The 18,354-nt window shown below is 52.4% G+C and carries 18 protein-coding genes and 1 other annotated feature; of the genes, 3 read left to right on the top strand and 15 right to left on the bottom strand.

Annotation, left to right across the window (positions count from 1 at the left end; all coding sequences use genetic code 11):
- Window positions 1–85 precede the first annotated feature (85 nt).
- From garR to ABFX35_RS08895, 4 genes are all read right to left on the bottom strand, one after another.
- On the bottom strand, window positions 86–976 hold the full coding sequence (gene garR, locus ABFX35_RS08880) for a 2-hydroxy-3-oxopropionate reductase (protein ID WP_346080907.1): 891 nt from the start codon (window positions 974–976) through the stop codon (window positions 86–88).
- A gap of 56 nt (window positions 977–1,032) precedes the next feature.
- Window positions 1,033–1,803 carry a 2-dehydro-3-deoxyglucarate aldolase gene (gene garL, locus ABFX35_RS08885; protein WP_279023358.1) on the bottom strand — a complete coding sequence of 257 codons (771 nt, stop codon included), beginning with the start codon at window positions 1,801–1,803 and terminating at the stop codon, window positions 1,033–1,035.
- Between the two features lie 267 nt (window positions 1,804–2,070).
- On the bottom strand, window positions 2,071–3,369 hold the full coding sequence (locus ABFX35_RS08890; RefSeq protein ID WP_279023360.1) for an MFS transporter: 1,299 nt from the start codon (window positions 3,367–3,369) through the stop codon (window positions 2,071–2,073).
- A gap of 109 nt (window positions 3,370–3,478) precedes the next feature.
- A complete protein-coding gene (locus tag ABFX35_RS08895; RefSeq protein ID WP_279023361.1) occupies window positions 3,479–4,675 on the bottom strand; it encodes an L-talarate/galactarate dehydratase in 1,197 nt (398 codons plus the stop codon).
- Between the two features lie 464 nt (window positions 4,676–5,139).
- Here ABFX35_RS08895 and ABFX35_RS08900 point away from each other — a divergent pair, with 464 nt between their 5' ends.
- Window positions 5,140–6,165: a LacI family DNA-binding transcriptional regulator gene (locus ABFX35_RS08900; protein WP_279023363.1), complete on the top strand. Its 1,026-nt coding sequence runs from the start codon at window positions 5,140–5,142 to the stop codon at window positions 6,163–6,165.
- Window positions 6,166–6,245: 80 nt separating this feature from the next.
- Here ABFX35_RS08900 and ABFX35_RS08905 read toward each other — a convergent pair whose 3' ends face one another.
- The gene (locus ABFX35_RS08905) at window positions 6,246–6,677 is read right to left on the bottom strand and encodes a DUF2502 domain-containing protein (protein ID WP_346080367.1); all 432 of its coding nucleotides are present in this window, start codon (window positions 6,675–6,677) and stop codon (window positions 6,246–6,248) included.
- A gap of 233 nt (window positions 6,678–6,910) precedes the next feature.
- On the opposite strand from ABFX35_RS08905, the gene ABFX35_RS08910 reads away from it, so the two are divergent.
- Entirely contained in the window at window positions 6,911–7,051 is a 141-nt protein-coding gene (locus ABFX35_RS08910) for a hypothetical protein (protein ID WP_346080369.1), read from the top strand.
- A gap of 208 nt (window positions 7,052–7,259) precedes the next feature.
- Here the strand turns inward: ABFX35_RS08910 and ihfA are convergent, their stop codons facing one another.
- The 9 genes from ihfA to ABFX35_RS08955 form a co-directional block, all read right to left on the bottom strand.
- The gene (ihfA, locus tag ABFX35_RS08915) at window positions 7,260–7,556 is read right to left on the bottom strand and encodes an integration host factor subunit alpha (RefSeq protein ID WP_095848541.1); all 297 of its coding nucleotides are present in this window, start codon (window positions 7,554–7,556) and stop codon (window positions 7,260–7,262) included.
- Window positions 7,557–7,560: 4 nt separating this feature from the next.
- Complete coding sequence (pheT, locus tag ABFX35_RS08920; protein ID WP_346080371.1) at window positions 7,561–9,948, bottom strand: phenylalanine--tRNA ligase subunit beta; 2,388 nt, start codon at window positions 9,946–9,948, stop codon at window positions 7,561–7,563.
- Between the two features lie 14 nt (window positions 9,949–9,962).
- On the bottom strand, window positions 9,963–10,946 hold the full coding sequence (gene pheS, locus ABFX35_RS08925; RefSeq protein WP_346080373.1) for a phenylalanine--tRNA ligase subunit alpha: 984 nt from the start codon (window positions 10,944–10,946) through the stop codon (window positions 9,963–9,965).
- Window positions 10,947–11,012: 66 nt separating this feature from the next.
- Window positions 11,013–11,136 (bottom strand) — a sequence feature (Phe leader region).
- Complete coding sequence (gene pheM / locus ABFX35_RS08930; RefSeq protein WP_106120997.1) at window positions 11,087–11,131, bottom strand: pheST operon leader peptide PheM; 45 nt, start codon at window positions 11,129–11,131, stop codon at window positions 11,087–11,089. (Overlaps the previous feature by 45 nt.)
- Window positions 11,137–11,245: 109 nt before the next feature.
- The gene (rplT, locus tag ABFX35_RS08935; protein ID WP_004931417.1) at window positions 11,246–11,602 is read right to left on the bottom strand and encodes a 50S ribosomal protein L20; all 357 of its coding nucleotides are present in this window, start codon (window positions 11,600–11,602) and stop codon (window positions 11,246–11,248) included.
- Window positions 11,603–11,644: 42 nt separating this feature from the next.
- Window positions 11,645–11,842 carry a 50S ribosomal protein L35 gene (gene rpmI / locus ABFX35_RS08940; RefSeq protein WP_279023373.1) on the bottom strand — a complete coding sequence of 66 codons (198 nt, stop codon included), beginning with the start codon at window positions 11,840–11,842 and terminating at the stop codon, window positions 11,645–11,647.
- A gap of 98 nt (window positions 11,843–11,940) precedes the next feature.
- Window positions 11,941–12,492 carry a translation initiation factor IF-3 gene (infC, locus tag ABFX35_RS08945; protein ID WP_095848536.1) on the bottom strand — a complete coding sequence of 184 codons (552 nt, stop codon included), beginning with the start codon at window positions 12,490–12,492 and terminating at the stop codon, window positions 11,941–11,943.
- A gap of 3 nt (window positions 12,493–12,495) precedes the next feature.
- On the bottom strand, window positions 12,496–14,424 hold the full coding sequence (gene thrS / locus ABFX35_RS08950) for a threonine--tRNA ligase (protein ID WP_279023374.1): 1,929 nt from the start codon (window positions 14,422–14,424) through the stop codon (window positions 12,496–12,498).
- Window positions 14,425–14,773: 349 nt separating this feature from the next.
- Window positions 14,774–15,811 carry a CAP-Gly protein gene (locus ABFX35_RS08955; RefSeq protein WP_346080395.1) on the bottom strand — a complete coding sequence of 346 codons (1,038 nt, stop codon included), beginning with the start codon at window positions 15,809–15,811 and terminating at the stop codon, window positions 14,774–14,776.
- 281 nt (window positions 15,812–16,092) lie between these two features.
- Here ABFX35_RS08955 and ABFX35_RS08960 point away from each other — a divergent pair, with 281 nt between their 5' ends.
- A complete protein-coding gene (locus ABFX35_RS08960) occupies window positions 16,093–16,773 on the top strand; it encodes a MarC family NAAT transporter (RefSeq protein WP_346080397.1) in 681 nt (226 codons plus the stop codon).
- Between the two features lie 91 nt (window positions 16,774–16,864).
- Here the strand turns inward: ABFX35_RS08960 and ABFX35_RS08965 are convergent, their stop codons facing one another.
- Window positions 16,865–18,148 (bottom strand): SLC5/6 family protein, encoded by a 1,284-nt coding sequence (locus ABFX35_RS08965; protein WP_279023381.1) that lies wholly within the window; start codon window positions 18,146–18,148, stop codon window positions 16,865–16,867.
- Window positions 18,149–18,354 lie beyond the last annotated feature (206 nt).

Below are 18,354 nucleotides of genomic sequence, written 5' to 3' on the forward strand. Positions count from 1 at the left end.
GCAGAAGGATCGGGCGTTCAGACAAGGCAGCACCGCTTACCTTCCCCGTTCGCCCCGTGGATCACTAAGCCTGCCAATAGCGCGATTAATCAAACGGTTTCACGTCAACCTTCGCCAGTTTCTCGTAATAGCAGGCCAGCGCCGCGTGATCCGCCGTTCCCAACCCATCCACCCGCAGCGCCTGCATCATTTCCATCACGGCCGACGTTAACGGCAATTGGGCACCTACGCTATGGGAGGTATCCAGGGCGTTAGCCAGATCTTTAATGTGCAGATCGATACGAAACCCTGGCTTGAAGTTGCGGTTTAACACCATTGGCGCTTTGGCCTCCAGTACCGTGCTGCCCGCCAGGCCGCCGCAGATAGCCTGAAACACCAGTTCGGGATCGACGCCGGCTTTCGTTGCCAGCACCAGCGCCTCAGCCATCGCGGCGATATTTAATGCCACAATCACCTGGTTGGCCAGTTTTGTGACATTGCCGGCCCCAATATCGCCGGTATGTACCACCGAACCGGCCATCGCGCTCAGCAAGCCGTGGCATTGGTCAAACAACGCTTTGTCTCCCCCCACCATCACCGACAGCGTGCCGTCTATGGCTTTGGGTTCGCCGCCGCTGACCGGCGCATCCAGCATCAGGATACCTTTCGCATGCAGTGCGGCGGCGATTTCACGGCTGGCCAACGGGGCAATCGAACTCATATCGATAAAGATCGCGCCTGCCCTGGCGCCATCAATCACGCCGTTCTCGCCAAGAGCGATCTCTTTCACCTGCGGCGAGTTAGGCAGCATGGTGATAATCACGTCGCACTGCGCCGCCACCGCTTTCGGGGTTGCCGCGCTGGCGGCGCCCAGCGCCGTCAGCTCATCGATGGATGCCGCGTTTTTGTCGGCAACCACCAGTGAATAACCGGCTTTAATCAAGTTTTTACTCATGGGTTTACCCATGATGCCCAAGCCAATAAATCCTATTTTCATCATCGATTCCTCATCTATCGATTAGTGGTCCATACCGGCAGCAAGCGAACGCAGGTTTACGGTTTAAACGTATCGCTCAGTTTCTGCGTGGCATTTCTAAATAACCCGAGATCGCTCCCAACCGCGACGAAAGTGGCGCCCCACAACAAATAGCGGCGGGCATCGGCTTCAACCGGGGCCAGGATGCCGGCAGGTTTGCCCTGCGCTTTTGCTCTGGCGAAAATGTGCTGAATGACCTGCTGAACCTCGGGATGCGCCGGATCCCCCAGGTGCCCGAGTGCGGCAGAAAGATCGCCCGGCCCAACGAAAATGCCGTCGACGCCCTCAACGCCGGCGATAGCATCAATGTTGTCTACCCCACGCTGGCTCTCAATCTGCACCAGCACGCTAATGTTGCTATCGATCTGCGTGAAATAATCGGGAACCGTGCCGTAGTGGTTACAACGGTGGGATACCGAAACACCGCGGATGCCGTGAGGCGGGTAGCGCGTTGCAGCCACGGCCTGTTCCGCTTCGGCCTGGGTTTCTACAAACGGGATCAGAAAGTTGTAGAAACCAATATCCAGCAGGCGTTTGATGATCACCGGCTCATTGGTCGGTGCCCTGACCACCGGCGCACTGGCGCTGCCTTTCAGCGCCATCAATTGGGGAATGAAGGTGCCGATATCATTTGGCGCGTGCTCACCATCCAGCAGTAACCAGTCAAAACCGGCCAACCCCAGCACTTCTGTGGTAATCGGATTCGCGAGCGCGCACCAACAGCCATATAAACGCTCGCCGTTTTGCAGTTGTTGTTTAAATTTATTTGGGAATATCACATTAGCCATTTTAACCTCGACAATGAATAAACTACGCAGAGTGATGCAATTCCCCGCACCGATGAATGCTTAACCAATCTCTTCTGGAGCCTACTTCTCTATATCAACCATGAGAGATAAAGTTGATAACGATAAACACACCGTATATTCATGGGGAATATAAAAATATTATCCAAAAGCAATACGCGGCACGGCACAACAGGCTTTGAAAGATCACAATAAGCCACAGTGAATTTTTAATTAACGGCCAACAGGCAACAGCGAAAATAATGAATACTATATTTCCAAACGCGCCAACCGCCCCACCACAAACAAATAGGAGCAGAGCCCGACCAACCCCATTGAGCCAACATAAAGAATCGCGAAGTCAAAAGAGTGCGTCCACGACAAAATAAAACCGATGGCCAGCGGCGTTACAATACTCGCCAGGTTACCGCACATATTAAATACGCCACCGGCAACGCCAAGCACCTCTTTAGGTGAAGTATCACTCAAAACGCACCAACCAAGATTACCAAACCCTTTGGCAAAAAACGCCAGGCTCATTGCCGCTATTACGATAACTTCTGAGTCGGTATAGTTAGCCGTAATAATGGTACATGACAACAACATACCGCATATAATGGGAAGTTTTCTGGCGACGGTCAGGCTGTATCCTTTTTTGAGCAAGAAATCGGAGAAGACCCCACCGCTGATCCCGCCAATAAAACCCGCGATGGCTGGAACCGATGCGATCATACCCACCTTCAGGATTGACATTCCCTTGTCCTGATAGAGATAGGTCGGGAACCAGGTCAGGAAGAACCAGGTGATAGAGGTCAGGCAGAATTGGCCGATATAGACACCGATCATCATTCTGTTGATACACACTTTTTTTATTTGCGCAAAGCTGACTTTTTCTTTTTTAGCTTCAGCCCCCAGCTCCGGCATACCGCCGCCCGCTTTGATATAGGCAATCTCGGCCTGATTGACCTTTTTATGCCGCAGCGGATCCCTGATATACACCAGCCATAATACGCCGAGAACGACACCAATCATGCCGATATAATAAAAGACATAATGCCAGCTCCAGGTGTGCAATATGATGGTCATCAACGGCGTGATCAGTGCCAGAGAGATATATTGCGCCGCCTGGTAAACCGAGGTGACAAATCCGCGTTCACTGTTAGGAAACCATTGTACGCTGAGCCGGCTGTTGGCTGGAAACGCCGGTGCCTCAATAGCGCCCATCAGCAACCGGAGTATAATTAGCACCATTAACGGTGAAGCGTATAAATAGATCGTCCCTTGCAGCATCGTGACCATCGACCAGCCAATCAGCGCACCACCATAGACGATTCTGGAGCCATATTTATCCAACAGCCAGCCGCCCGGTATTTGCATAATCACATATGAAATACCAAATGCGGAGAAAGCAACGCCCATCATTTCAGGGTCAAAGTTCAGCTCCTTACTCATAAACGGTGCGACAACGGAGAGCGTTGCCCTATCGGCATAATTAAAAACGGTCGCTGCAAATAAGAAAAATAATATAATAGATCTTACATTTGTTCTTTTTTCCGGTTTTTCGTTCATTGACAACTCCTAAAATCATGTAGGGTTTTAAAATATGATTTTTTCATTTAGAAGATGTGAGATGACCGACGCATTAAAAAATCGCGCATCAGTCATCGAAAATAGCGAATCAGGGGCGTTTGCCAAACTCACATTGCGCAACGGTCCACGCGTTAGCCTGTTCACTCAGCGTAAAGCCAAGTCCGTAACGATCGGATACCAGCATGCGGCCATCGCGTAATTCGAGCTGTTCATTAAATAATGGATTAAGCCATTCGAAATGTTCCAGCCACGGCTCAATAGGATAAGCGGCGGCGAGATGTAAATGAATTTCCATGGCAAAATGCGGTGCTAATTTACGCCCGTTTTTGGCGGCTAAATCCATAATTTTAAGGAAAGGTGAAATACCACCGACCCGCGGCGCATCGGGTTGCACAAAATCACTGGCATTACCCAGAATCAATTGTTCATGCTCACGGAAGCTGGTCAGCATTTCACCCGTGGCGATCGGGGTATCCAGCGCGGTGGCTAATGCAGCATGGCCTTCCACATCGTAAGCATCCAGCGGTTCTTCAATCCAGATTAAATTGAACGCCTCCATTTTACGCCCAATGCGCATAGCGGTTTCCCGATCCCACTGCTGATTCGCATCAACCATTAACGGAAAATCATCGCCCAGCTCTTTGCGCACCGCGGTTAAACGCTTCAGATCTTCTGCGGTGTCAGGCTGGCCGACTTTAATTTTGATGCCGCCGATACCACTTGCGCGTGAGATAGCCACATTTTTTATCACCTGATCCAGCGGCGTATGCAGGAACCCGCCGGAGGTGTTATAGCACTGCACCGAATCGCGATGTGCGCCCAATAATTTTGCCAGCGGCAACTGCGCGCGTTTCGCTTTCATATCCCACAGGGCAATGTCAAAAGGCGAAATGGCCTGCACCGCCATACCGCTGCGGCCAACGGAAGCGCCGGCCCACAGCAATTTGGTATAGATCTTATCGATATCATTAGGATCTTCATTCAGCAGGTTATCGGCGATCTCTTTGGCATGCGCATAAATCCCCTGGCCACCGGCACGTTTGGAGTAGCTAAAGCCAATACCTTCAAACCCATCGCGGGTACGAATTTCGGCAAAAATAATCGCCACTTCCGTCAGTGGCTTTTGTCGACCGGTCAGGACTTTTGCATCGCTGACCGGCGTCGCCAGCGGTAAAAGCGCCAACGAAACCTTGACCCATTCGATGCGGTCCCCCGTCTCTGCAGCAGTTCGTACATTGGAAACCCGGGCATAGGAAACAGCATCTGAGTTCGCACTGGTTGTCATCTTCATTTCTCCTGATTGGCGTATCTGGAATTTCACTCCAGCAATAATGATTGCGCTAACATTTCTACTCCGAACAAATTTTGTGCGCCATGATCAGATCGCACTTGTGCGCCACCGATCACAAAAAACTTATAAAATAACAAGTTAAAATGATGTTAAATAAAAACAAGTTACCGATAAACAACGATTTATTTTTAAAATGATAGCGCAATCATTTAATCAAAAAATAAAGATAGGCCTTCGCACGCCGATCAATGTGCAGAAATAACGTGGTCGGTTGGGATACGGCTAAACAGCGCCTGGCGCCAGGCATCGCTCTGCGACTCGGGGTGGACGGGATCAAAACGGCGACAAACGCCACCCCCCCCCTGGGCTGAGCGTACCGCCATGGTTGTTGGGTAAGCCCGCCTTTTTACTATAATATATTGCTCTGTAACCTATTTTGTCGTTGTTCAAGGACTGGTATGAAGGCGAAGAATGCTCCGCAAAAGTACGGTAAAACCAAATCCCCAACGCTGGAGGATGTCGCCCGGGAAGCCGGTCTATCCCCCATGACGGTCAGCAGAGCGCTCAATAATCCTCATCTGGTTCGTGCGACAACCGTTGAAAAAGTAAAAAAAGCCATTGCCGTAACGGGTTATATTCCTAACTTATTGGCCGGAGGGCTGGCATCAAGGCGCAGTAAACTGGTTGCCGTGGTGGTTCCGCAGATCAATAACAACATGTTTGTCGATACCGTTCAGGCCGTCAGCGACCAGTTGGCAAAACGCGGATATCACATGTTATTGTGCGTCGGCGGGTATACCGAAGCACAGGAAACCGAGATCGTTTCCGCCATTTTGTCCCGCCGCCCGGATGGGATCGTGTTAACGGGCATCCAGCACTCGCAGCAAATGAAGCGCATTATCTTATCTTCCGAGATCCCGGTGGTTGAAATATGGGATCTCACCCCAACGCCATTAGACATGCTGGTAGGGTTTTCTCATGAAAAAATTGGTAATCAGATAGCCAGCTACCTGTATGAAAAGGGATACCGGAAATTTGGTCTGATATGGACTGAAGATCAGCGTGCGCTTATCCGCCAAAAGGGCATTACCGATATATTAGCGAAGAAGCAAGTCAACCCGGTTGCGGCGGTAACGGTTCCGCTGCCGGCGACCTTGTCTTTGGGCCGCGAAGGGTTTTGTCATCTGTTTGATGCTGAAAATAGCTTTGATGCCATGATTTGTAGTTCCGATACCCTGGCGCAGGGCGCCATCATCGAAGCGAATAGCCGGGGGCTACGCGTTCCGCAGGATATCGCCATTATGGGTTTCGGCGATCTGGACTTTGCCCGCCACAATATTCCGTCAATTTCCACCGTGAGAATAGATCGATGGCGCATAGGGATTGATGCCGCCAATATGTTGACAGACAAGATAGAAGGAAAAGAAACGAATGAAGTGGTGACTGATATTGGTTTTGAATTGATAGAACGCGAGTCAACCTAAACGCCCCGCTTCCCATTGAGCAAGCCTGCTGGCCTTGCCTGCCACGCGAGGGTGACGGCAAAACCAGCAGCGCTTGGTTTTTAGTTATGTGGGCCGTTGTTTTTCTGCGGGTACTGTTGCTGCCCATTATCGTGGCCGCGATCGTTGCCATGGCCTCTATCATTGCCATTGCCGTGGTTATCACGACGATCGCCACCGTTGTCATGCCCGCGCTCGCCGCGGAACGGGTTGCCGCCTTGCGGGCCGTTATTTTGGCGGTGCGGCGGCTGAGCCTGCCAGCGGCCGCCATCCCAGTACATGCCGTGCCCGTTGCGCTCGCCGATACCGTGGCCCTGATGCGCATGCCACCACTGTGGGGGACGCCAATCATAACCGTCCCAGTAATAGCCGCGGTTATCCTGATCCCCCAGATGCAAGGATACCCCCGGCACATTAATGTCGATAGAGACATCAGCGCTGGCTGCCAGCGGCAGCATCAGCGGTAAACACACCAGTAATAGGATCTTTTTCATATTTAACTCTCACGTTATTTGACGCTGAAGAGGTTATATCAAGGCAATTATTTATCGACTATCTCATTTGTGCTCATTTTCAGTTTGCTTTCACATAACTTACAAAATACTTACAATCAATTCTTTATTATTTAATTAATATAGCTGCTAACAACGATTAACGATTCACTGATGTACTGTGATTATTTAATCTATTTATAATCAGTTCATCCCCACAACCCAGAGATAATATTATGTTGAAACGTATTGGATTGTTCCTGACCGTGACAGTGCTGGCAACAGCGCTGAGTGGCTGTATCTTCCCACCGTGGGGCGGGCCTGGCGGCGGCCATGGCGGCGGCGGCGGCGGCCACGGTCACCATTTTGATCGCTAAGTTATTATAAGGGGCTACGGCCCCTTTTTTATTTATAGGAAATAATAAACATATATAAGAATAATCCGCAAAAAAGCTCACCAATTTTAATTAACCACTTTATGCTAAAGCCCGCTGCTAATTTATATCTGTTTTTTTAGGAATAAACTGAAATATATATTAGAAAAGAAAAAAGGCCGCAAAAGCGACCTTTTTGGTTTTATAGCAATTAGCCTTTTGGATTGGCGTTCTCCACACGGCTTTTCAACTTTTGCCCTGGACGGAAAGTAACCACACGGCGCGCCGTAATCGGAATGTCCTCGCCAGTTTTCGGGTTACGCCCCGGACGTTGGTTCTTGTCCCGTAAATCAAAGTTACCAAAACCTGACAGTTTTACCTGTTCTCCGTTCTCAAGGGCCCGACGGACCTCTTCAAAGAACAGTTCCACCAAGTCTTTGGCGTCCCGTTTGCTAAGCCCAAGCTTCTCAAACAGGTGTTCTGACATTTCAGCTTTAGTAAGCGCCATAGGTTCAATCCCTCAAGGATGCTTGGAATCGCTGTTTTAAAGCCTCTACACATTTTGCAACGGTAGCGGCTATCTCCTCTTCTTCCAGTGTACGAGCGGTATCCTGCAATATCAGACTGATAGCCAGGCTCTTATAACCCTCTGCCACGCCCTTACCACGGTACACATCAAACAAGTTTACGCCAACTATATGATTTACGCCAACTTTCTTACACTCTGCCAAAATATCTTCTGCGGGCACGTTTTCAGCGACCACAACGGCGATATCACGGCGGTTTGCCGGGAAGCGAGAAACCTCCCTCGCCTGAGGCACCACGCGGGTTGAAACCTTGTTCCACTCCAGCTCAAACACCACGGTGCGGCCATTAAGTTCCAGTTTACGCTCAAGTTCCGGATGCACAACACCAATGAAACCGACACGCTCACCGTGCAAATAAATCGCGGCGCTTTGCCCCGGGTGCAGGGCAGGATTCGCTTCTGCTCTGAACTGAATTTCGGATAATTTACCCGTTAATTCAAGCACAGATTCCAGATCCCCTTTCAAATCATAGAAGTCTACCGCTCTGCGCGCCAGATCCCAATGTTCTTCGTGGGTGGAACCGGCGATCACGCCAGCCAGCATGACATCCTGACGGATACCCAGATCTGCCGAAGTATCAGGCACAAAGCGCAGGCCGCTTTCAAACAGGCGCACACGGCCCTGCTGGCGGTTCTGGTTGTATACCACGGCAGACAGCAGGCCGCTCAACAGCGACAAACGCATCGCCGACATATCAACCGAGATGGGGCTTGGCAGAATCAGCGCTTCTTCAGCCGGGTGCAACAATGCCTGCACTTTCGGATCGACAAAGCTGTAGGTAATCGCTTCCTGGAAGCCGCGATCCACCAGCAGCGTTTTGACGCGTTTCAGCGCCAGATCCGCTTCACGATGGTGGGTCATCACCAGATCGGCACGTACCGGCACGTTTGGAATGTTGTCATAGCCGTAAACGCGCGCAACTTCTTCCACCAAATCTTCTTCGATTTCCATATCGAAGCGCCAGCTTGGCGCAACCGCCAGCCAGTCATTCCCCTGCTCTGTCACCTGGCAGCCCAGACGGCGCAGAATATCGCTCACCTGCTCGCTCGGCACCACATGGCCAATCAGGCGATCTAACTTCTCGCGGCGCAGGGTGATAGTGGCGCGTTTTGGCAGTTCGCTCTCGGCGGTGACGTCAATCACCGGCCCCGGCTGGCCGCCGCAGATGTCGATCAGCAGGCGCGTGGCGCGTTCCATGGCCTGGTGCTGCAACGCCGGATCCACCCCGCGTTCATAACGGTGGGAGGCATCGGTATGCAGCCCGTGGCGGCGAGCGCGGCCGGTAATGGCCAACGGATTGAAGAAAGCGCACTCCAGCAGCACGTCTTGCGTTTCAGCGTTCACACCGGAGTGTTCGCCGCCGAAAATGCCGGCCATGGCCAGCGCTTTTTGCCGATCGGCGATCACCAGGGTATCGGCATTCAATTTGGCTTCGTTGCCGTCCAGCAAGGTTAGCGCTTCGCCTTCCTGCGCCATACGCACCACGATCCCGCCGTCAATACGGTTCAAATCAAAGGCGTGCATCGGCTGGCCCAATTCCAGCAACACGTAGTTGGTGACATCCACCACCGCGTCAATAGAGCGAATACCGCAACGGCGCAGTTTCTCGCGCATCCACAGCGGCGTTGGCGCATTAACGTTGATGCCTTTCACCACACGGCCCAGGTAACGCGGGCACGCCTGCGGCGCTTCAACCTGAATAGGCAGCGTGTCGTTGATGGTGGCGGCCACCGGGCTCATGTCCGGCGCGGTCAGCGCAACCTGATTCAATACGCCAACGTCACGTGCGACGCCGATAATGCCCAGGCAGTCGGCGCGGTTTGGCGTGACGCTGATATCAATGGCCACATCGTCAAGCTTGAGGTATTCACGGACATCGCTACCGACCGGCGCGTCTGCCGGCAGTTCGATGATACCGTCATGATCGTCGGAAATGCCCAGCTCCGAGAACGAGCACAGCATCCCTTCAGACGGTTCGCCGCGCAGCTTGGCGGGTTTGATTTTGAAATCGCCCGGCAGTAGCGCGCCAACGGTAGCCACCGCCACCTTCAGGCCCTGGCGGCAATTCGGCGCGCCGCAGACGATGTCCAGCAGGCGATCGCCGCCGACGTTGACTTTCGTCACCCGCAGCTTATCGGCGTTCGGGTGCTGCGCGCACTCCATCACCTGGCCAACGACAACGCCGTTGAATGCGCCGGCAACCGGCTCTACGTCGTCCACTTCCAGGCCGGCCATGGTAATTTGTTCTGCTAATGCTTCGCTGCTGATGGCCGGGTTTACCCACTCGCGCAACCAAAGTTCACTGAATTTCATGTGATATTCCCGCCTTACTTAAACTGTTTGAGGAAACGCAAATCGTTTTCGAAGAATGCGCGCAAATCGGTTACGCCGTAGCGCAGCATGGTCAGACGCTCCATCCCCATGCCGAAGGCAAAGCCGGAGTACACTTCTGGATCGATACCGACATTACGCAGTACGTTCGGGTGCACCATGCCGCAACCCAGCACTTCCAGCCACTTACCGTTCTTGCCCATGACGTCCACTTCGGCGGAAGGCTCGGTAAACGGGAAATAGGAAGGGCGGAAACGGATCTGCAGATCTTCCTCAAAGAAGTTCTTCAGGAAATCATGCAACGTGCCTTTCAGGTTAGTGAAACTGATGTTCTTATCCACGATCAGCCCTTCCATCTGGTGGAACATTGGCGTGTGGGTTTGATCGTAGTCGTTGCGGTAAACGCGGCCCGGCGCGATGATGCGGATCGGCGGCTGCTGATCTTTCATGGTACGGATCTGCACGCCGGAGGTTTGTGTACGCAGCAGGCGCTTGGCGTCAAACCAGAAGGTATCGTGATCGGCGCGCGCCGGGTGGTGGCCTGGAATGTTCAGCGCGTCAAAGTTATGGTAGTCATCTTCAATTTCCGGGCCGGTCGCCACGGAAAAGCCCAACTCGCCAAAGAAGGTTTCAATACGATCGATAGTACGGGTCACCGGGTGCAGGCCGCCGTTTTCCAGGCGGCGCCCCGGCAAGGAGACGTCAATGGTCTCTTCTGCCAGGCGGGCATTCAGTGCGGCGGATTCCAGCGCGCTTTTACGTGCATTGAGCGCTTCTTGCACCTGTTGTTTGGCCTGGTTGATCACGGCCCCTGCGGCCGGGCGTTCTTCCGCCTGCAGATCGCGCAGCGACTGCATCTGCAAGGTGAAATGACCTTTTTTGCCTAAATATTCGACGCGCACCAAATCCAACGCGGCTACATCCTGGGCATCTTCTACGGCTGCCTTGGCATTGGCAACCAGCTCTGCGAGATGTGGCATTGTGTTCCTCTTCTTGGGCCGCTATGGCCGCTAAGTAGTGATTGAGTAATTTATTTGATAGCCAGAAACAAAAAAGCCTCCGCTTAGGGAGGCTTAGGCGCTACTTTCCGTTTCTTTTCTTACGCGCAAGCCCCCTGGATTCAGGCGCTAAAGTAAAAAAAGAAGCGGAAAATGGCAGCGTTCATGCTTGCATTACCTTTCTGGTTTACGTGGCGTGATGTGATAAAGCGCCAGGAAACAGAAGTTTATAAGTTAAAAATACAGGATAAAAGAGGGAGCAAGCTCCCTCTTCCACTGACTTACGCCAGAGCTGCTTTCGCTTTTTCAACCAGCGCGCCGAAGGCCACTTTGTCGAATACCGCGATGTCAGCCAGGATCTTACGGTCAATTTCAATAGAGGCTTTTTTCAGGCCGTTAATGAATTTGCTGTAAGACAAGCCGTTCTGACGAGCAGCTGCGTTAATACGTGCAATCCACAGCTGACGGAACTGACGCTTACGTTGACGACGGTCACGGTAAGCATACTGACCTGCTTTGATTACTGCCTGGAAGGCAACACGATATACGCGCGAACGGGCACCGTAGTAGCCTTTCGCCTGCTTCATAATTTTCTTGTGACGTGCGCGTGCAATTACACCACGTTTTACGCGAGCCATATGCTCTCTCCTAAAGTCTTATTCTTGATTCAAAAAAAGGGCTTATGCGTACGGCAAGCACGCAACAACCAGTACCAGATCGCTATGCGCTACCATGCCTTTCGGACGCAGGTGACGTTTACGCTTGGTTGCTTTTTTGGTCAGAATATGACGCAGGTTAGCATGTTTACGCTTAAAACCACCGCTGCCGGTTTTTTTGAAGCGCTTGGCTGCACCACGTACAGTTTTAATCTTTGGCATTTTAATTAAATCCACTTCGCATTGTTAAACAACGAATCAGTGAGGCGAATAAAGCCCACACAGCGCAAGCGTTGCGCGGGCCTGATTACTTGGAAGCCTTACTGTTTCTTCTTGGGTGCGAGCACCATGATCATCTGGCGGCCTTCGATCTTCGTAGGGAAGGATTCGACCACTGCCAGATCGATATCTTCACACAGATCTTTACGGACGCGGTTAAGCACTTCCATGCCGATCTGCTGGTGCGCCATTTCACGCCCACGGAAACGCAGGGTGATTTTGGCTTTATCGCCATCTTCCAGAAAGCGAATCAGGTTGCGTAGTTTGACCTGATAGTCGCCATCATCGGTACCAGGACGGAATTTGATTTCCTTGACCTGAATAACTTTTTGCTTCTTCTTCTGTTCTTTCGTCGACTTGCTCTTCTCGTAGAGGAATTTGCCGTAATCCATAATTCGGCAAACTGGCGGTTCGGCATTTGGGCTGATTTCGACTAAATCAACGCCCGCTTCCTCAGCTTTTTCAAGAGCTTCATTCAGACTGACAATACCAATCTGCTCGCCATCGACGCCGGTTAGGCGAACTTCTTGCGCGCGAATTTCTCTGTTAATGCGATTAGGACGCGCCGTTTGAACTCGTTTTCCGCCTTTAATACTTTATTCCTCCAGTTGATGAAGACTACGGCTGCGGATTTCTGTTAGCAGCTTGTCTACAAATGCGTTTACGTCTTGGCTACCCAAGTCTTTCCCACGGCGAGTACGAACGGCAACTTTGCCTGCTTCGACTTCTTTATCACCGCAGACCAACATATATGGCACCCGACGTAAAGTATGTTCGCGAATTTTAAAGCCAATCTTCTCATTTCTCAAGTCTGCTTTGACCCGAATGCCTGCATCTTGCAGTTTTTTGGTCAATAGCTCGACGTATTCTGATTGGCTGTCGGTGATATTCATCACCACCACCTGTACCGGGGCAATCCAGGTTGGGTAGAACCCGGCGTATTCTTCGGTAAGGATACCGATGAAACGCTCCATGGAGCCTAAAATAGCACGGTGAATCATTACCGGCACCACGCGATCGTTGTTTTCGCCAACGTACGACGCGCCTAAACGGCCCGGTAAGAAGAAATCGAGCTGCACGGTACCACATTGCCAGGCGCGATCCAAACAATCATGCAGAGTAAATTCAATTTTTGGCCCATAAAAGGCACCCTCACCCGGCTGATATTCAAACGGAATGCCGTTTTCGGTCAGCGCTGCGGCCAGATCGTCTTCCGCGCGGGTCCACATTTCGTCAGTACCGATGCGCTTCTCCGGACGGGTGGACAACTTCACCGCAATCTTTTCAAAGCCAAAGACGCTGTACATGTCATAGACCATCTTGATGCAATCGTTGACTTCAGCGCGCACCTGGTCTTCAGTACAGAAAATATGTGCATCATCCTGGGTAAAACCGCGTACACGCATCAGCCCATGCAGGGAACCCGAAGGTTCGTTGCGGTGGCAGCTGCCGAACTCGCCCATGCGCAGCGGCAGATCGCGGTAGGACTTCAGGCCCTGGTTGAAGATCTGTACGTGGCCCGGGCAGTTCATCGGTTTGATGCAGTACTCGCGGTTTTCCGACGAGGTGGTGAACATGGCGTCTTTATAGTTGTCCCAGTGGCCGGTTTTTTCCCACAGCACACGGTCCATCATAAATGGCCCTTTTACTTCCTGATATTGGTATTCCTTGAGCTTCATGCGCACAAAGGCTTCCAGCTCGCGGAAAATCGTCCAGCCGTCGTTGTGCCAGAACACCATGCCCGGCGCTTCTTCCTGCATGTGGTACAGGTCAAGCTGCTTGCCGATTTTGCGGTGATCGCGTTTGGCAGCCTCTTCCAGGCGCTGCAGGTAAGCATTAAGCTGCTTTTTATCTGCCCAGGCCGTGCCATAAATACGCTGCAGCATTTTGTTTTTGCTGTCGCCACGCCAGTAGGCGCCGGAGGTTTTCTGCAGTTTGAAATGGTGGCAGAAACGCATGTTCGGCACGTGCGGCCCACGGCACATATCAATGTATTCTTCGTGGTGATACAGGCCCGGGTGGTCGTCATGGCTGATATTTTCATCCAGGATCGCCACTTTGTAGCTTTCGCCGCGCGCCACAAAGGCGTCACGCGCTTCTTGCCAAGTGACCTTTTTCTTGATGACGTCGTAGTCTTTATTGGCCAACTCATGCATCCGCTTTTCCAGCAGATCCAGGTCTTCCTGCGTCAGGGTATGGTCGATATCAACGTCATAGTAAAAACCGTTGTCGATTACCGGGCCAATGGCCATTTTGGTATCCGGCCACAGTTGTTTGATGGCGTGGCCCAACAGGTGCGCACAGGAGTGGCGCAGAATTTCCAGGCCTTCAGGATCTTTGGCGGTGATGATCGCCAGTTGCGCATCGGATTCAATCAGATCGCCGGCGTCAACCAGCTCACCGTTCACCCGCCCGGCAATACAGGCTTTCGCCAGGCCGGGGCCGATATCAAGGGCAACATCCAGAGGGGAAACGGCATGATCGTAGTGACGTTGACTTCCATCAGGAAGGGTAATAACAGGCATTAAAAATTCCTTATCTACAGTGGTGACCCACACGACAGATCACATGCAGTACGAAAATTGGGTTTGGATTTAGTCAGTTAGAGTGCAGATCTCGCCCACAATTGCCAGATTGGTTTCTAACTTGGTACACAGCGTGGCAAGCATACCTTCACAGCCGCATTTGGCTAAGTGGATAGTATCACTAAATTTCTTCTGGATAAATAAACGGCCTCACCGCTGCCGAGCGAAACAAGAAAAACCCCGGCATCGCTGCCGGGGCTGGCCAGTCTTTCCTGGCTGCCACTTCACCTTGTGAAGAACCGGCCTCTTATCCCTTCATCGAGACGCGCAAACGGGCCAGTCTATGTGGTTATCTTACCACTACGCGGCGGGCGTTAGTCTTAACCCCCCACAGCCCTGCCAGCGCACTGATTACTGCACCAATCAACAGGGCAAAGAACGACCACAGTGCAGCATGGGCCAACGCATCAGCAGCAATGGCCGCCTGTTCACGCGCCTTTTGTTTCAGCTCGGTGTATTCCTGTTTGGCCTGGTTGATTTTCGCATCGGCGTCGTTTAAACGCTGATTGACTATCTGCGCCGTTTTGTTTTTCGCTTCAATCAGGTTTTTAACCGTCTGTTCCACCTGCTGCGGAGTCATATCGGTATTCTCCACCAGCGCTTTTTTCACCGCGTCTTCATCCACATCCTGTGAAATCGCGGTACCGTGCATTTTCAGCTTGGCCAGCAAATCCTGAATAATCGCGTCACTGTTGTCCGGCTGAAGCGCCAGCGCCTTCACCGCATCGGCCACATCGTTTTTAGCCGCATTCAGTTGCTGCTGCATGAATTCCGGCTGCAGCGAAGGGATACCGCTTTTTTTCAGCGCGGCCACCACATCGCCCTGCACCTGCTGCGGCTGCAGCGTGGTGTCGATGCCCAACTGATCAAAGGCTTTGCCGCCGGCATCCGCCAGCCCGGCAGCCCCTTTGCCGATGGCCGAGCCGGCGCCGGAAAGCAGACTGCCGGAGGTGGATGCAATCGCACCGAGCGCATTGCCGGTTGCCTTCACGGCAGACCCCACCAGCAACCCGCCCAATACGGCGGCCACAATCAGCGCCGTCGCCCACACCAGGAAACCGTGGATCAGGCCGTCATTCGCCGCCAAACGGCCAGCGATAAAAGCACCGGCCGCCAGGCTGATGATAATTGAAACCGCAGACCATACCGCCACCGCGGTGCCTGCACCGTTAACCGGATCGTCAGATGTTGGCTCAACCATAGAAAAACCCAGGCTGGTGCCCAACGTTGACAGCAACAGCGACACCGCCAGTACGGTGATCACGCCGCCAATCACGCTCCCCCATGAGATTTTTTTTACCGTTGCAAATTCATTTGCCACTTCCATAGTAAAACTCCTTTTAAGTTTTCGATTATGCAGAACCGCCATAATTCTTTATTAGTATAGGATTGGTTGAAAAAACCAGGAGGGAAATAGCAAAAATAAATAAGAAAATTTAATTACATGCTCATTGCTAATATATTTTTACCGCCCGCTACCTCGCCCTCAGCCAGCGCCGGTAGCGGCAAAAACAACGCAGGCGGCAAATAGTATTTTGCCTGCCGTTTAACAACGGCTAACCTGCATTCTTTAAGTATTGTGCGATTTAGCATGAGGGAGCTGTTTTGATGTCGAGCATTTTACAATTGTTCCAGGCCGTCAGCCTTGGCCTGGTGTTGTTGTTGCCCTTGGCCAACCCACTGACTACGGTGGCGCTGCTGCTGGGGTTATCCGGCAATATGACCCGTGAAGAACGCCAGCAGCAATCGCGCATGGCGTCAATCTATGTCTTTTTCATCATGATGGTGGCGTTTTATGCCGGGCAATTCGTGATGAAAACCTTTGGCATTTCCATCCCCGGCCTGCGCATCGCCGGCGGGCTTATCGTGGCGTTTATCGGTTTCCGCATGCTATTCCCACAGCAAAAAGCCGATGAAACGCCGGAAGTGGAAAGCAAAAATACCGAACTGCGTAAAAAAACCTCGGCCAATATCGCCTTTGTGCCGCTGGCAATGCCGAGCACGGCCGGGCCGGGGACCATCGCGATGATCATCAGCACGGCTTCCAGCATCAAAGAAAACACCCTGGGGTTTGCGCATTGGGTGCTGATGGTCGCGCCGGTGGTCACATTCCTGTCGGTATCGTTGATTCTGTGGGCATGCCTGAGCAGCTCCGGCGCCATCATGAAGCTGGTCGGCCAAAGCGGTATTGAGGCGATTTCACGCCTGATGGGCTTCTTGCTGGTGTGTATGGGGGTGCAGTTTGTTATCAACGGCATTTTGGAGATTATTGCCACCTATCCCCAATAGCCTGGCGGAACCAAGCGGGCCACTTGCGTCAGCCAGCGGTGTACACGGCGAAATCAATAAACGGCGCGCGGTGGCCCGCACGCCGCCGGGATCAGATCAAACCATAAATCAGCGCGGACAGCGCAATAACGCCCATCACCAACACGAAGATATTGCTCAACGCCCGGTAACGGTGCATGGCAGGCACTGCGCGCACGGCATACATCGGCAAAATAAATAAAATTACCGCAATCAACGGGCCGCTGATGGTTTCAATAATATGCAGCGCGCTGGGGTTCCATACGGTCGCCCCCCAGGTCAGCAAGAACAGCAGCACGCCGGAAAGCCGATGAGTGACGCGCGAACTCAAGGGCTTGCCCAGCGCACGCGTCAGGCCGTCAATCAGGCTGGTGGCCCCTTCCGTGACCCCCAGCGAAGTGCCGAGATACGATTTCGCCATTGCCAGCATCGCCATCAACGGCGCCAGATAGGCAATCAGCGGGTTGGAGAACTTGTTCGCCAGGGTGGTCAGCACCGTGATGTTCTGTTCTTTCGCCTGCGCCATTTCCTGGTGGGATAAACTGAGCACGCAGCTAAAAACGAAAAACAACACGGTAACGCAGATCAACACGTAGCTGTAGCGCATGATGCGGGCGCAGCGGCGTTCGGCACGTTCGCCGTACAGGCTTTTTTGCGTTGACGCAAACGAAGAGATGATCGGCGCATGGCTAAATGAAAACACCATCACCGGCACCGCCAGCCACAGAGAGTGCCACAGGTCAGGGCTATCAAAACGGGTGTTCACCAGGCCATCAACGAAATTCGCCGTCTGCCAGGTCGGCACCAGGTACAAGGCCAGGCCCATCAGGAATATCAACAGCGGGAATACCAGCATACCCATCGCAGCAACAATGGTATCTTTGCCCCGCAGCAACACCAGGTTCAGCACGATAATCACCGCCAAGCTCAGCCAGACGCGCGGCAACGGCGTGATATGAAACTGGTGAATCAAGAAGTTATCCAGCGCGTTGGTGATCGAAATGCTGTAAACCAAAACGATCGGGAAAAAGGCCAGAAAATACAGCACCATGATCAGTTTGCCGGCCAGCACGCCGAAATGCTCGACCACCACATCATGGATATTGCCGTCGCGGCTGGAGCCGGAAAGCACAAAGCGGCACAGCGCGCGGTGTGGCAGATACGTCAACGGGAACGCGAACAGCGCCATTAGCACCAACACCAGCGGGCCATTTAACCCGGCATTGACCGGCAGAAACAGCGTGCCCGCCCCCACTGCCGTGGCATACAGGCCGAACATCCATACGGTGTCGGTTTTATTCCACTTGCCGGGCTTGGACGCCGCCAGCGTGTCGGAATCGGAGGAAATTGTACTCATTAGGACAGCTTACCTTAATCTATAGCGACAACGATTGCGCTCAATGGAATATCCTTATCCGTAAAATTTATTGAAAACAGTGCGTTAGAGAATTAATTGATTCTTGCGCATGATGAAAGGACGGCAAAGCATAAATAAAAATGGTTGCGGGGTCTATGTTCCGGCGGTTAACCGGGCACTTAATAATCAAAAAAACAGATAGGAAT

This window comes from Gibbsiella dentisursi (assembly GCF_039539505.1).
Taxonomy (GTDB): domain Bacteria; phylum Pseudomonadota; class Gammaproteobacteria; order Enterobacterales; family Enterobacteriaceae; genus Gibbsiella; species Gibbsiella quercinecans.